Source organism: Pseudomonas sp. gcc21, assembly GCF_012844345.1.
Taxonomy (GTDB): Bacteria; Pseudomonadota; Gammaproteobacteria; order Pseudomonadales; family Pseudomonadaceae; genus Halopseudomonas.
In genome coordinates this window covers 692,113-706,154 of the sequence record NZ_CP051625.1, presented here as the reverse complement: position 1 = coordinate 706,154, position 14,042 = coordinate 692,113, and the positions used below count along the sequence as shown (strand labels likewise).

The following is a 14,042-nucleotide window of genomic DNA, read 5'->3' as shown; positions in this document are numbered from 1 at the left end:
CCTGATCTGCCACATCGGCATGGGTAGCGCCCGACTGCTGCAGCGCAGTCGCCTCGCCCGTTTGGCTCTGCGCTGCGCCGGTCTGGCACTCTTGCTAGCCACTAGCCCGGCACAAGCTGCACTTGAGTGGCAGCTGGCTGATAAGTCGCTCACCGCTGAAGAAGCAGCAGCCAGCCGCACATTGCTTGAACACACCAGCAATATCCTGCCGCCTCAGCTGGTCCAGCAACTGGGCCGCCCGATACAGGTGGAATGGATAACCACCCTGCCCACCGAAGTCATCGGACGCGCCACCCCGGGCGGCCAGTTGCAGCTCAACCGCCGATTTCTGTCAGCACTGATAGCCGGCGATAACGCCGTTCTGCCGGCGGGCCGCACACACGGCACACTGCAGCGCGAGCTAGTCGCCACCCTTGTGCATGAAATCGCGCACTTTTACGATCGTGGCATGTACTTGCCGAACGACTATCAGCAATTGCTGCGGCGTTGCCAGGTTCGGCACGACACGCTTAGTGCTATCGGGCTACCTTCAGAATGCCGTGGTCAGGTCAGCCGGCGATATACCCTCAGTGATGACCCTCGCCTGCTTGACCTGGCCGGCTGGCCGGAACGGGTCGGCGAGCGCGGGCAGAGAGAATTGGAAAACCGCCAGCTGACTCGCACCCCTGACGATTACGAGCTGACCAGTCCACGGGAATTCGTAGCCGTTAATCTGGAGTATTTCCTGACAGACCCGCAATACCGCTGCCGTCGCCCTGCGCTTCATGCGTATTTCGCACGTCATTTCAGCTGGGCACCGCGCTTCCCATCCAACTGTGCCGGCGAACTTCCGTTCATTAACGCCGGCCTTGACGCTTCCAGTCCCGCCCTGGGCTGGCTGGACCCCGAGCGCATTTATCAGGTGCATTACCTGCTCGCCGAACCAAACGATGCCTGGGCAAGCCGTTGGGGGCACAGCATGCTGCGTCTGGTTATGTGCGCGCCAGGCAGGCCACGCGGGCCTGATTGCCTGCTTGATCTCGAGCACCATCTGGTGCTGTCGTTTCGAGCTTTCGTCAATGACGTGCAGCTCTCCAGCTGGGATGGCTTGATCGGCAACTACCCTTCGCGACTGTTTCTATTGCCATTCAATCAGGTCGTGGACGAGTACACCAAACAGGAGCTGCGCAGCCTGAGCTCTATCCCGCTGCGTCTGGATCGAGCCCAGCAGCTTGGCCTGGCCAGGCGCGCCGCGGAAATGCACTGGAGCTATGACGGCACCTACTATTTCATTTCCAATAACTGTGCAGTCGAGACCCTGAAGCTGTTGCGCAGCGGCAGTGACCATCGAGCGCTGCGCGACCTCGATAGCATGACGCCCATCGGCTTGTTACGTAGCCTCGAAGCGCGTGGCCTTGCCGACACCTCGGTGCTGCAAAACCGCAGCGAGGCACTGCGTAAAGGCCTGTTTTTTGATTCCTATCGCGAACGCTATCAGCGGATGTATTCGGTGGTGCGCGAACGGCTTCAAGTACCGCCACGCGAAGTGGAGGGCTGGTTGGACTGGCCCGCCCGAGACCGCCAGCGCTGGTTCGCCAAGTCAGATCACCGAACTGCGGCGGCGTTGCTGCTACTGGAACAAGCGGCGCTGCATCGCCTGGCTCTGGCAATCAGGCACGAGCTGAAAAAACGTTATCTATCCACTGACCGTCTGGCTGATCACGATCTCAGCGAGACGGCGGATCTGATGCGCCAGGCGATGCTAGAGAGCAGTTTTTTGAGCCGGCCTGCGCAATTGCTCCCTGACGGTTACGGGCTACCCCAACCGGAAGAATGGCAGGCCTTGGAAGACAGCAGCGGCAAGCGGCAGCGTGCGCTGCTGGACAGGCTCCAATCGCTGGATCAAGGAGTCCAACGGCTATTGACGCCTGACCAGGTCACCGAGCTTGAATCAACCCGAACCAACATCAGTCAGCTGGGTGATCTGCTGCGCCAGTTGCACCGGGACGCTGGCGGGCTGGAGCTCCCCTGACTCGTGTCCGATCCATGTAGCGCCTGGCAAATTTAGTCCACATCGCCGCCTGCCGAACTATGCTGGTCTTTCTCGACAAAAAGCCTAACGTGACGTTGATGAAAAGGAGCCTACATGAAAACAATCGGCATGCTCGGTGGGATGAGCTGGGAATCCACACAAAGCTATTACACTGCCCTCAATCGGGGAATCAACCAGCAGCTCGGCGGATTGCACTCGGCCAAGATTATCCTGCATAGCATCGACTTTGCGGAACTCGCCGAGATGCAAGCGCAGGATAACTGGGACCAGGCCGCCGCCTTGCTCGGCGATGCTGCGGTGGCGGTGCAGTCGGCCGGTGCGGACTTTCTGCTCATCTGCGCCAACACCATGCATAAAGTGGCGCCAGCGATTCAGCAACGCATCGGCATTCCCATTCTGCATCTCGCCGATGCGACGGCTGGCGTACTCAAAGCTGACGGCATCACCCGGGCCGGCCTGCTCGGCACGCGCTACACAATGGAGCAAGCCTTCTACCGGGAGCGCCTTGAAGCCCAAGGCATAGACGTGCTGGTGCCGGAAGCACAGGATCGCGCCCTGGTACATGACATCATCTACTCTGAACTCTGCCAGGGCATCGTCACGGAACAGTCGCGAACCCGCTATCTCGCTGTGATTGATGAACTGGCTGCGAACGGTGCCCAGGCCGTGATCCTGGGCTGCACGGAAATTGCCCTGCTGGTTCAACAACAACACAGCACCGTGCCGCTGTATGACACGACGCAGATTCATGTCAACGAAGCTATCGCTTACGCTATCGGCCACGATAGTTAGGTACGCTGATCAGGGCCGCCTGTTTTTCAGGGTCGCCAGAAAGCTGGCCATGTTCTCGGCGTCCTCTTCGGTCACACCCAAAGCGGGCATGGCACTGAGCGGGTCTACCTCCTGCGGTGAACGTAGCCAGCGGATCATGTTTTCCCGCGTATTCGGTAGCACCCCGGCAATGAATGCGCGGTTGGCGATGCCGCCCAATGGCGGTCCGACATGCGCGACCGCCCCGGTAATGCCCGGAATGGCATGGCAGGTTACGCAGCCATATTGTTGAACTGCCAGAGAACCTTTCTCCTCTGGCGTTTCGCCGGTTGATGCGCGTGCAGGCGAGGCCGCAGCTCCTGGGCTGGGCTCCGGCGCGCCGAGGGAAGCAACCAGCTTCTGATAATCCTCAGCGCTCAGATGCGCCGATTGCTTGATGAATGCCACGACGCTCCACATCTGCTGCTCGCTCAGGCGATACTTCCAAGGAGGCATCCCGGACATCTTGATGCCGTGATTGATCACCCAGTACAACTCCTTGGCACTGCGGTCGCGTGCCATGCGTGCGTTGGCTGCCGGCACCGGCGTCATGCCCAGCGCGAATGCGTCAGGGGCTACGCCTGGTGCGCCATGGCATTGCACGCAATTGTCCCGATGCAGCCGCAGGCCCTCGCCTTGCCAATCGAAACCCTCCAGCGGCGGTGCGTTGATCTCCTCCGCACGCTGACTGATGGAGGCGCGCAGCGCTTTGTCGACTACCGCATACACTGGCTGGGTGTGCTGTTTCAGGGCCGAGACGTTGTACACGCCCAGATAGACGAACAACAAACCGCCCACGATGCCAAGCAACATCAGCCCCAACAACGTAGCCATTACGTAGACAATCGGCTTCTTGCGTCGCGAGATAGTCATTTCGTTCCAATCACTTCAGTGTATCCAGATAAGCGGAAATGGCTCTGGCCTCCTCTTCTGTCAGGCCGAGGTTCGGCATTGCCGTACGCGGGTCCGCTCCCTGTGGGTTCATCAGCCAGCGCACCATGTTCTCCGGTTGGTTAGGCACTACCCCACCGAGATAGGCGCGCCGACCAATCAATTCGAGGCTTGGCCCGACCAGTCCGTCCGCCCCGGTTATACCGGGAATCAGGTGGCAACTGCCGCAGCCATATTCTCGTGTCAGCTGAGCGCCGTGCTGCGCCTGCGCTTCGGATTCGTCGGTTCCCCAGTGCAAATCCGGGCAGCCCGCCAGCATCGCGAGCGTTAACAGCACCATTACTGATCGCACAGGGCGCGTGCCTTTGACCAGCCGACGCAGCGGCGACGCGAATGCCCTACTGCTGCGCATGACCGGCTCCTCTTGCACTATCGATCTGCTCCGCGCGACGGGCGCTGTTGCGCATATAGCTGGCAACTTCCATTAAAGCCGCCACGACATACACCAGCCCGGATGGCACCCACATGATCAAGCCGCCCAGCTGCTGGTCTTCCAGCGCACTCAGACCCCATGCCGGCGCTGTCCGCAGATAAGGCGCATACCAGACTTCAGGCGAGAACGTCAGTAGCGCGCCGAGTACACTGGCATGTACAGCGGTGGTGAACAGATACAGCACGCCCACCGCAGAGCCGTTCTGGCGCGCCCGTACCAACGCCCACCAGAACAGCAGAGCCACCCAGAAAAAACTCAGGTGCTGCAGCGCATGAACCCAGGTATTTTCCAGGCCCGCAGAAAACAGCGCAGGCAGATGCCAGCCCCATAGCACCGCAAAATGCACCAGCCAGGCGACCAACGGCGTGGCAAGCCAGGCCCAGAACCAGCGCAGACCGTGTCCGCGCAACAGCGCGCCCGCGCCGAGCCCAACCATGCGCGGCACGCCGCGCAACATGGCGGCGCCGGGACGGCTCAATATCAGCAGGGGCGCCGTGATCAGCATCATCACTTCATGCTGCAGCATGTGCGCGGCAAATAGCTGCTCACCCAGCGGATCAAGGGGTGAAGCCAGGGCGATCCCCAGCGTCAGCCAACCTGCCCAGAAATACCACTGGCGGCGCTTGAATGCGGCAGCATCAGACTGCGATCGACGACTCTGCCGCCTGATGCCGATTGCATAGGCCACCCCCATAACAAGCAGCAGTGCCACCGCAACCGGGTCCACATGCCACCAATGAAACTCACTGCTCGCCGGCCCGACAAGATGGGCATGGCTCGGCATGGACACCAGCGCGACCATCATCGTCAGGCATAAACGGCTCATTGGCATGGGCTCAGTACCAGGTTGGGTATGCTCTGCATGACAATCACGCCCAGCATCAAGGCGCTGATAAGCGGACCGCCCGCGGCCAGGAAGCGGCTGCGACTGCTGGCTTCATGCCCCAGCTGGCGGACCGCACGCCAATTGCGCCAGGCCAGGTACAGGCCAGCCCCGGCGATGACCAGCATGCACAGGGCGACGATATTCAAGACCAGCGATATGCTCTGTGGAGCGACATTTCCGCCCCGGTTGCAGTACCACTCGACAATGCTATAGCTGATCGCCAGATGCAGGCCCCACGCCGCAAGAGCCAATCCCCAGCCCCCAATCAGCGCGAGAACACCAGGTCCGCTGTTCACATCGGCACGCGTGTCAGTCACAACAGCCTCCGCTCATGATTACCAATCGCCCAGTCACAGCCATCTCGGTACCCAATAAACGACCAGATACAGCGGGATCCACACCAGGCTCACGAAATTCCAATACAACGTGTCGACCACCACGCCAATCTTCTGTTGCGGATTGAAGTAACGCTTGATGCCCAGGATCCCGACGACCAGCGTGCCGGCCGCAGCCGATATCAGGTGCACAAAATGGAAGCCCGTAATCGTCCAGACAATCGAGCCGTAAACGTGTTCGTCCCAGCGCATGCCCAACTCCTGGAACTGCTGCCAACGGAGCATCAGCACAGTGCAGGCCAGCCCCACCGACGCAAACATCGCTATCACGAATCGGTTGTACTGCTCATTTTCGATGCATTTACTGCCCCACTGCATGGTCATGGAGCTTCCGAGCAACAGCGCCACGGAGATTGACGGCAGCAACAGGGGCGGCGGCTCAACTCCTTCCGGTGGCCAGGTGGGGGCCATGAGGCGCAGATAAAAATAGGTGGCGACAAATGCCATGAGGACGGTGGCCTCGATCACTACCAGCCCAAGGATGCCCCACCAGACCGGCGCTTGCCGGCCGGGATTGAAGCGTGAGAAGTCACCGACATCGATTACGAAGCGTTCGCGCACGTCAATTCTCCTGCCACGGCCGGCGCGGCCATAACCAGCCAACGATCATCCAGAAGCTGAGGAAAAAACCGACCCAGAATCCCCATGGGCTGAATATCGTTCCGATAAAGCCAATGCTCACCGCCACGGCAAGCAAAAACGGCCAAACAGTCGGCTGTGGCAGTATCACCACGGCCTGCGGCTCAGCATCGACCAGTGTGGTCACCAGCACCTCGCGGCGGTCATCACGCAAGCCGGTGACAAACTGACGCTCATTGGCGATGGCGTCGTCCCAGAGCGGCGTCCCGCTACGCAGGACCGGAATATGGCGGAAATTGTAATTGGCCGGTGGCGAGTCGGTTGCCCATTCCAGGGAGTCGGCGTCCCATGGGTTCGGGCCGGCAGGCGTCCCGCGCAAGCGACTCATCCACATATTCAGGAAGGTCAGTCCGAAACCCAGCGCAAGCACAAAAGCGCTGAGACTGATGAACAGGTTCAAGTTCCCCCAGCCCATGGTTTCCAGATAGGTGTAGACACGTCGCGGCATGCCCTCCAACCCGAGCTGATGCATGGGAAAGAATGTGGCATTGAGACCAATGAATATCAGCGCGAAACTCCAGCGCCCGAGCCGTTCGGACATCAACCGGCCGGTCACCTTGGGATACCAGTAATAGATCCCGCCAAACAATGGCAGCACGGCCCCACCAATCAGCACGTAATGGAAATGAGCCACCACGAAATAGGTGTCGTGCACCTGCATATCGAAGGGGATCGACGCCACCATTACCCCGGTCAGTCCGCCGATCACGAATACCGCAAAGAATCCCAGGACGAACAGCATAGGCGTAGCGAAGCGTATACGCGCGCCCCACAGCGACGCGATCCAGCAGAAGATCTGCACGCCGCTGGGTATGGCGATCATGGCGCTGGCCCCGGTAAAAAAACTGAGCCCCAGATGCGGCAAGCCGGTGGTGAACATGTGGTGTACCCACAGGCCGAAGGAAACGAAGCCAATCGCAACCAGAGACAGCACCATTGCCGTATAGCCAAACAGACGCTTGTGCGTGAACGTAGTGATGATTGCCGACAGAACGCCGAGGGCCGGCACGAAGATGATGTACACCTCCGGATGCCCGAAGAACCAGAACAGGTGCTGCCACAGCAACGGCTCGCCCCCGCTGGCGACCACGAAGAACTGGGTCATCAGGGTACGGTCGAGCATCAGCAGGATACTGCCCACCATCACCGTGGGCATGGCGAACACGATCATGAAAGACATCACCAGAATCGCCCAGACGAACAGCGGCATGCGATCAAGCGACATGCCGGGCGCCCGTTGCTTGAAGATGGTGACGATCAGCTCCACCGCTGCGGTCAGTGCCGACAGCTCGATGAAGGTAATCATGGTGGTCCAGATATCCATGCCCTTGCCCGGCGAGAATATGTTGTTGGCCAGCGGCACGTAGGCAAACCAGCCGGCCGCTGGTGCCATGCCGAGGAACAACGACAAGTAGAGAACGATACCGGCGATGAGATACACGTAATAGCCGAAGGCGTTCAGACGCGGGAAACACATATCCCGCGTTCCGATCATCAATGGCACCAGATAGATGCCCAGCCCCTCCATGATCGGCACCGCAAAGAAGAACATCATGGTGGTGCCGTGCATGGTGAATAGCTGGTTGAAGAGCTCGGGCCCGATGAGGCTGTTCTCCGGCGTAATCAGCTGCAAACGCATCAGCAGCGCCAGCACCCCGGCCAGCGCGAAGAAGACCAGCGAGGTAATAATGAAGCGGAAGCCGATCTTGCGGTGATTGACGTGGGTGAACCAGCCGATAAACCCGGGTGGGGACGCCCAGGTCTGGTCCAGCTCGGCGGTGGCCTGATCCGAATGCGCTGAGGATGTGGATCCGGGCATGTTGGCTGTCGCTTGGGTCACGTGCGGTCCTTGTTCTGTCAGCAGCGGGTTAACTTCACCGCAGGCTTTGCAAATAGCCGATCAAGGCGGTCAGTTCGCCGGGCTCGAGCATGGTTGGCGGCATCAATACGCCAGGCTTGATGCCCTGCGGATCAGATATCCAGCCACCAAGATGCCCTGCTGTATTGGGTCGCGCTCCTGCGGCGAGCGTCAGGCGAGAGCCGAAATGGGTCAGATCCGGCGCAGGTACCGGTTTATCTCTGGCTGCAGTCCGGGCCTTGCTCAGGCCGCGGACATCGGCAGAAAGCGGATCCTTGCTGTCAGTCTTCGCTGCGTTCGCCAGGGCTGGCGGCGTGACGCCGCGAATCACATGGCAGCTAGCGCACCCAGCGGAAACGAAGGCCTCACGGCCACGCTGCAGCATTGGTGAATCTGCCCGACGTGCGGGCTGCGCCTGGTGCGCGAGCCAGGTTTTGAATTCTGCTGCCGGCTGTGCGATGACCCTGAAGCCCATCAGCGCATGCTGGGTGCCACAGAACTCTGCGCATTGGCCATGAAAAATGCCGGCTCGCCTGGCGGTGAACCAGCTGCTATTGGTCTGGCCGGGTACCAGGTCGGTCTTGCCGTGAAGGTTAGGCACCCAAAAGCTGTGAATCACATCCTCGGAGGTCAGCGAAAATCGTACCGGGCGGTCCACCGGCACGTGGATTTCGTTGGCGGTGGTGGCGATCAGTTCGCCGTCGGGATCCAGGTAGCGGATTTCCCACCACCAGCGCCAACCGATAACTTCGATGTGCAGCGCGCCATCCGGCGGCCTGGATGAAATGTTATTGCCCAGAAACAGGCTCCCTGCCACCAGGGCGATCAGCACTGCCAACGGGACAGCCACGCCAGCGGCGATTACCAGATTACGACTGGCAACATAGGACAACCGGCGTTCTTGCCGCCGCGCGCGCCATAAACCCACTGCCAGAATGAACATCACCGCAGCGAAGATCAGGCAGCCTCCGACCAACATCGCCATCCATAACGAAGCGATACCGGCGGCCTGATCACTGGCGGGCACGAGCGCCGTCTGGTTGGGTGGGCTGGCTATCGAGGATTCGGCCAGCAATGCCGTCGCCAACATCAGCCCGTTGCTGCATCGATGCGTCATACGGCCAGTTCAGAGCTGTCGGGCCAGCGATCCCGGCCCGTTGCGATAAGAAAAATAATGGTTGCGATGTTGATGGCGGCTACCTCCATAACGACCAGAGCGCCTGTTGTTACCGGTATCTCACTGAGCTGTGTGACGGCAGGTTATCGGCCACCCGTCCTCGGCTGGCGGAGCCAAGCGCCCGGTTCACTCGGCGATCACCGCTGCCTGATTACACGGCGATCAGCTATGTCCCTCTGGGACAGTGATCCTCTCGATTGATTCCGAGCGCCGCTGACACCCAACTGCATTCAGGCTGGCCACGCCGGGCAAGCGCGACCATGCCTCTCGCTGGAACTCAGAGGATTTCCAGTCCTTCGCATTTGTAGTCACCGATAAAAATGTCGTCCTGCAGTATCGTCCCGTCCAGATTGAAGCAAAACAGATAGCTTTCGGTGCGATCACCAATCTCGACACTCTTGAGGGCGACGCATTCGTCAGAATGCCCCGGTAGAAGCTTGAACGACGAAACACCGCGCTCCGGCACACGTTCACCTACCGCAACGACGCGGATATCACTGAAGTCTTCGTTCGCGATCAGCAACGTGTTGTTGCCGCGCTCACGCTCGTCAATGGCTTCATCGAACGGCTCTGAAGACACCTTGCGCGGGAAGAACAGCCATTCGCGGCGATAGGGATGCCACTCGGCAGCCTCATGGATGACATAGCCGTGCTCCCCAACCCGCAACGCCTCACGCATCTTCTGATAACGCTCATGCCAGTCGACGCTTTGCAGGCCGTAGTTGCGGTCCAGTATCTTGACCCATTCTTCAGCTGGCTTCTTTCCATGGCTACCTACGATCAAATGATCGTCCTTGAGTGTCGCCCATTCAGACTTGAAGCCTTTGAATTCCTCGTCCCCGCTGCCCGTCATCAGGATATGCCTGGGCACCAGTTGATTCTCGTCGCGCACCTCACATACCAGGCCGGTACGGTCATCAAAGGTGACCAGTCGTTTGCCGAACATTACCAACTCGGAAAACTCCGCACCCCGGCCAGCTTCAGCCATCAGGCTCACCAGCTGATGTTCGCCGCCTTTCGCAGCGGGTACATCTTCGAATCTGAATGTCACCTTACCGGTAGAAGGGTCCGGGTTCCGGTAGAGGCGGTCGTAGCGCAAGGTGGACTGCCACACGTGCTGCCCGCTTTCCAGGGCGACGCGGGACGCATGGTCCTCGTCGACAATGATCGCCAACGTATATTGTCGTGCTGAGCTATCGTAGCGTTCGATACGTGCGACATCGGCGCGTAAAGCTTCCATATGGAACACTCCTGAAGATGAGCCTTACTGGCTGTGGACTCGGGTCATGACATAACCCCAGGGTCTAGGGAAGCTAGGACTGCCGGGCTCAGCTCAGAGTTTCATTGGAGGCGCACCACTCACGCCAGCGCCGGGTCAGATTCTGATGAGCGTCCGCGATTTTCCGGAACTTGCAGAGCCCGTCAGTGACGTAAAAATAACGGGCAGCCCGAAGAATCAATGCGTGCTGAAGAAGGCTCGCCCTGCGCTCCAACGAAACGAGGAGACCCAAGATGAACAGAAAAGACCTAATCACTGCTTGCAGTGCTGTCGTTCTGTCTACTTCAGCGTGGGCACAGGATCCGCAACAGATGCCGGATGATAGCTGGATAAGCATCAGCGGCACCGTTGAATCCGTCAGCCCTAACGCTTTCACTCTGGATTACGGCGACGCCACGGTCATCGTGGAAATGGATGACGCCGCTCGGGACGCTGATGCCTACAAACTGGTCAAGGGAGATCGTGTCACTGTAGACGGCGTGATTGACGACGAATTCTTTGAGGCCACCAGCATCGAGGCAAGCAGCGTTTTCGTAGAAAACATCGGAACCTATTTCTTTGCCAACCCTGTCGATGACGAGACGACGCGCGTACAGCGAACCTTCGCTCCGGTCACCTACCCGATCATAGAAGGCGCCACCTCGATACAAGGAACAATTACAGGAATAGACCGCGAGGACGAAACCTTCCAGCTCAGCACCGGGACCCGGCTAGTTACCGTCGCAGTGGGCGAAATGACTAACAATCCGCTGGATGATGAGGGATACCAACAACTTCAAACGGGAGATGAGGTTGTCGCCACAGGGACTCTCGATGACCGATTCTTCGAAGGGCGAGTATTCATAGCCGATTACGTAACAACCATGGCCAACCGGCAGTGACGCCGCCGGGCATAGGCTCGATAACATGACTCGATGAACGGTTTTGCCGCCTCGCTGTCAGTAACAGTGAGAGCAATCCAACAACTCTCCAACCGAGGATAAATCATGAACCTAGTAACCAGAACATTCCTGTTGAGTATCACACTGCTGTTTGCAGTTGCCGGTTGCAACACGATGGAAGGCGCAGGCCAGGATATTGAAGCGGCAGGCGAAGGCATCGAAAGAGAGTCGCGGGAAAATCGCAACTACTAAGCCTAGTCGGGCTGGAATGTGTTACGCCCGGCTTGCCCAAGCCGAGCGTATCCAGCTTGACGCGCAGTCATCCCGGGCAAGCGCCCGGTCTCGTTGTAGTATGCAGCAACAACTCCGTCCTTCTCTGACGTCCACTCAGAGTGCGTATTGACGCCCTTGTTATGAGTCAGGCTTGGAGGCATAGATATTGAATGAGTTTGCGGATTCCAGGTAAATCATGCGGACATGCTCTTTAGGATTGGAATATTCTTTCTCAATCGAATGCCCCGCCATCATTCTGGTTACCTTAAGCCTCACAATCTCCGCCTCTTCGTCGATTTCCATTTCTGTCGGTCGAATAGCATATGCGCCATTCAATGCGTCCGACCAAGACAATACCTCCCATTTTTCCTGCTCCAGGATACCTTTGGCGAGCACTCTCAACTCCTTCATTTGGAGATCAGTGAGCACGATCACTCCCGAAATTCATAACGCTAGCGGCAGGGGCGCGACGTGAGGAGCGTCCCTTGGCCGCATTTGTTAAGAAACTAGCTGACTCAATGCTGGCAGAAATGGTGCAACAACGGGCCCTAACACCTGCATGTGATCTGCAAGAACAGACATGAACTTGTGGTAGTGTTCCTTAAAATGCTCGGTACCCTGGGTCACTTGCATGCCTTCGACTTCTTCCCGGACTTCTGTAATTAACTCGGGCTGGTTCAGCCCCTCCAAAGCAGCGAGGAGATCTCTGAACAACTCATCGTTATGCGCGGCGTAGCTAGCGTTCTGTTGAAAATCATGCCCCCCGGTTGCGACATTTTGAACGGTACCGTTTATATAGGTGTTAAAAATCTGGTGCACCTTCTCTGGAGGAACGCTCGCTGAATTCACGGGAGCTTCGCCAGCGTTAGGATCTTCGCTTTCGATCTCTATGACGAAATTCAAAATTCGGTTCCTGATTTCATCCAAGGCAGCTATCAAAGCAGTGATCGGAATGACCTTCCATGCCTGCATACAATTCATGTTTTGATAGATTTTCTGACCGACCATAGCTACAAAATCTGGGTTCCAAGGCTCTTGGCAGGTACCGCCGTCAGACTTGGCAACTAGAGCTTCTATGGAAGCTACCGGGTCCATGATGTTTGAGCGCGACATTGTTTCTCGAAATTCTTCGGGAAGACAGAATAACGGTATATCTGAATCACACCGGGTTTCGTGGAGGCCTCAACTCTTGAGAGAATGAGGCATGAAGAAATCCAACAGCTACTCCCCTGAAGTCCGTGAACGTGCTGTCCGCATGGTTCTGGAGAACTTGAACGACTACCCATCTGAATGGGCAGCCATTGAATCCATTGCGCCCAAGATTGGTTGTGTCCCGCAGACGCTACACGGCTGGGTGCGCAAGCACCAGACCGATAGCGGCCAACGTTCGGGCCAGACGACTGAGGAACGCGAACGTATCAAGGCGCTGGAACGCGAGAACCGTGAGTTGCGCAAAGCGAACGAGATTCTGCGCCTAGCCAGTGCTTATTTTGCCCAGGCGGAGCTCGACCGCCGCAACAAACCCTGAACGCCTTTGTGGATGAGCATCGTGACCGTTATGGAGTCGAGTCGATCTGTCGCGTAATACAGATCGCTCCGTCTGGTTACTACCAGTATGCAGCCAGAGCGCGCCAACCCGAGCTACGAAGCGCACGTGCTAAGCAGGACGAGCTGTTGAGCGATGAAGTCCAGCGTGTCTGGGATGACAACATGCAGTGCTACGGCGTCGTGAAGGTGTGGAAGCAACTCAAGCGAGAAGGCATTCACGTCGCCCGATGTACTGTGCAACGGTTGATGCGCCGGCTTGGTGTACAGGGCGTTCGGCGCGGTCATGTGATCCGTACCACGATGCCTGATGAGAAAGCGGTTTGCCCGCTCGACAAGGTCCAGCGTCACTTCCATGCTGGTCGACCAAATCAACTGTGGGTCTCAGACTTTACCTACGTTTCTACGTGGCAGGGCTGGCTCTATGTAGCCTTCGTTATCGATGTCTTCGCTCGACGAATCGTTGGCTGGCGCGTGAGCAGCAGCATGAAAACAGACTTCGTCCTGGATGCGCTGGAACAGGCCCTCTGCGCCCGACAGCCAGGCCAAATGGACGGTCTGGTTCACCATAGCGACAGGGGTAGCCAGTACGTCTCCATCCGTTATACGGAGCGTCTCGCTGAAGCTGGAGTAGAGCCCTCTGTTGGCAGCAAAGGAGACAGCTATGACAACGCCTTGGCTGAAACCATCAACGGTTTGTATAAGGCTGAGCTGATTTATCGTCAGTCCTGGCGCAGCCGAGAAGCAGTGGAAATCGCTACCTTGAAATGGGTTCATTGGTTCAACCACCAGCGCCTACTGGGTTCGATCGGATATATACCGCCGGCAGAAGCTGAGGCAAACTTCTACCGGCAACACAACGGTCAGGCTATGGCGGCCTGAC

General features: G+C 58.2%; 15 protein-coding genes and 1 other annotated feature. Of the genes, 5 read left to right on the top strand and 10 right to left on the bottom strand.

Translation table 11 applies throughout. The features are described 5' to 3' along the window. Nucleotides 1-19 precede the first annotated feature (19 nt). Nucleotides 20-2,011 carry a DUF4105 domain-containing protein gene (locus HG264_RS03395; RefSeq protein WP_169406331.1) on the top strand — a complete coding sequence of 664 codons (1,992 nt, stop codon included), beginning with the start codon at nucleotides 20-22 and terminating at the stop codon, nucleotides 2,009-2,011. 114 nt (nucleotides 2,012-2,125) lie between these two features. Then, complete coding sequence (locus HG264_RS03390) at nucleotides 2,126-2,824, top strand: aspartate/glutamate racemase family protein (protein ID WP_169406330.1); 699 nt, start codon at nucleotides 2,126-2,128, stop codon at nucleotides 2,822-2,824. A gap of 9 nt (nucleotides 2,825-2,833) precedes the next feature. On the opposite strand, the gene HG264_RS03385 is transcribed toward HG264_RS03390, so the two are convergent. The 8 genes from HG264_RS03385 to HG264_RS03350 form a co-directional block, all read right to left on the bottom strand. Beyond that, nucleotides 2,834-3,715 carry a c-type cytochrome gene (locus tag HG264_RS03385; RefSeq protein ID WP_169406329.1) on the bottom strand — a complete coding sequence of 294 codons (882 nt, stop codon included), beginning with the start codon at nucleotides 3,713-3,715 and terminating at the stop codon, nucleotides 2,834-2,836. Between the two features lie 10 nt (nucleotides 3,716-3,725). Further along, nucleotides 3,726-4,145 (bottom strand): cytochrome c family protein, encoded by a 420-nt coding sequence (locus HG264_RS03380; protein WP_218573037.1) that lies wholly within the window; start codon nucleotides 4,143-4,145, stop codon nucleotides 3,726-3,728. Beyond that, nucleotides 4,132-5,052: a cytochrome c oxidase assembly protein gene (locus HG264_RS03375; protein WP_169406328.1), complete on the bottom strand. Its 921-nt coding sequence runs from the start codon at nucleotides 5,050-5,052 to the stop codon at nucleotides 4,132-4,134. The genes HG264_RS03380 and HG264_RS03375 overlap by 14 nt, the downstream gene beginning before the upstream one ends. Continuing rightward, nucleotides 5,049-5,429, bottom strand: a complete 381-nt coding sequence (locus HG264_RS03370; RefSeq protein ID WP_169406327.1) for a hypothetical protein — start codon at nucleotides 5,427-5,429, stop codon at nucleotides 5,049-5,051. Before HG264_RS03370 ends, HG264_RS03375 begins: the two co-directional genes overlap by 4 nt. 33 nt (nucleotides 5,430-5,462) lie before the next feature. Next, nucleotides 5,463-6,068 carry a cytochrome c oxidase subunit 3 gene (locus HG264_RS03365; protein ID WP_218573036.1) on the bottom strand — a complete coding sequence of 202 codons (606 nt, stop codon included), beginning with the start codon at nucleotides 6,066-6,068 and terminating at the stop codon, nucleotides 5,463-5,465. A gap of 1 nt (nucleotide 6,069) precedes the next feature. Next, nucleotides 6,070-7,986 (bottom strand): cytochrome c oxidase subunit I, encoded by a 1,917-nt coding sequence (gene ctaD, locus HG264_RS03360; RefSeq protein ID WP_218573035.1) that lies wholly within the window; start codon nucleotides 7,984-7,986, stop codon nucleotides 6,070-6,072. Between the two features lie 34 nt (nucleotides 7,987-8,020). Next, nucleotides 8,021-9,121, bottom strand: a complete 1,101-nt coding sequence (coxB, locus tag HG264_RS03355; RefSeq protein ID WP_169406326.1) for a cytochrome c oxidase subunit II — start codon at nucleotides 9,119-9,121, stop codon at nucleotides 8,021-8,023. 337 nt (nucleotides 9,122-9,458) lie between these two features. Continuing rightward, nucleotides 9,459-10,421 carry a hypothetical protein gene (locus tag HG264_RS03350; protein WP_169406325.1) on the bottom strand — a complete coding sequence of 321 codons (963 nt, stop codon included), beginning with the start codon at nucleotides 10,419-10,421 and terminating at the stop codon, nucleotides 9,459-9,461. A gap of 272 nt (nucleotides 10,422-10,693) precedes the next feature. On the opposite strand from HG264_RS03350, the gene HG264_RS03345 reads away from it, so the two are divergent. Both HG264_RS03345 and HG264_RS03340 read left to right on the top strand, forming a co-directional pair. After that, nucleotides 10,694-11,341, top strand: coding sequence for a DUF5666 domain-containing protein (locus HG264_RS03345; protein WP_169406324.1), 648 nt, complete (start codon nucleotides 10,694-10,696; stop codon nucleotides 11,339-11,341). Between the two features lie 105 nt (nucleotides 11,342-11,446). Next, entirely contained in the window at nucleotides 11,447-11,593 is a 147-nt protein-coding gene (locus tag HG264_RS03340; RefSeq protein WP_150303887.1) for an entericidin A/B family lipoprotein, read from the top strand. A 159-nt stretch (nucleotides 11,594-11,752) separates the two neighbouring features. On the opposite strand, the gene HG264_RS03335 is transcribed toward HG264_RS03340, so the two are convergent. Both HG264_RS03335 and HG264_RS03330 read right to left on the bottom strand, forming a co-directional pair. After that, the gene (locus HG264_RS03335) at nucleotides 11,753-12,043 is read right to left on the bottom strand and encodes a hypothetical protein (protein ID WP_169406323.1); all 291 of its coding nucleotides are present in this window, start codon (nucleotides 12,041-12,043) and stop codon (nucleotides 11,753-11,755) included. Between the two features lie 69 nt (nucleotides 12,044-12,112). Beyond that, the gene (locus HG264_RS03330) at nucleotides 12,113-12,766 is read right to left on the bottom strand and encodes a hypothetical protein (protein ID WP_256663845.1); all 654 of its coding nucleotides are present in this window, start codon (nucleotides 12,764-12,766) and stop codon (nucleotides 12,113-12,115) included. Between the two features lie 52 nt (nucleotides 12,767-12,818). Here HG264_RS03330 and HG264_RS03325 point away from each other — a divergent pair. Continuing rightward, nucleotides 12,819-14,041, top strand: a protein-coding gene (locus tag HG264_RS03325) for an IS3 family transposase (protein ID WP_169406321.1) whose coding sequence is annotated in 2 segments (ribosomal slippage) — nucleotides 12,819-13,104 and nucleotides 13,104-14,041 — 1,224 coding nt in all. Because the reading frame shifts where the segments join, the coding sequence is not laid out codon by codon here. Next, nucleotides 13,097-13,213, top strand: a sequence feature (AL1L pseudoknot). Its footprint overlaps the gene before it by 117 nt. Nucleotide 14,042 lies beyond the last annotated feature (1 nt).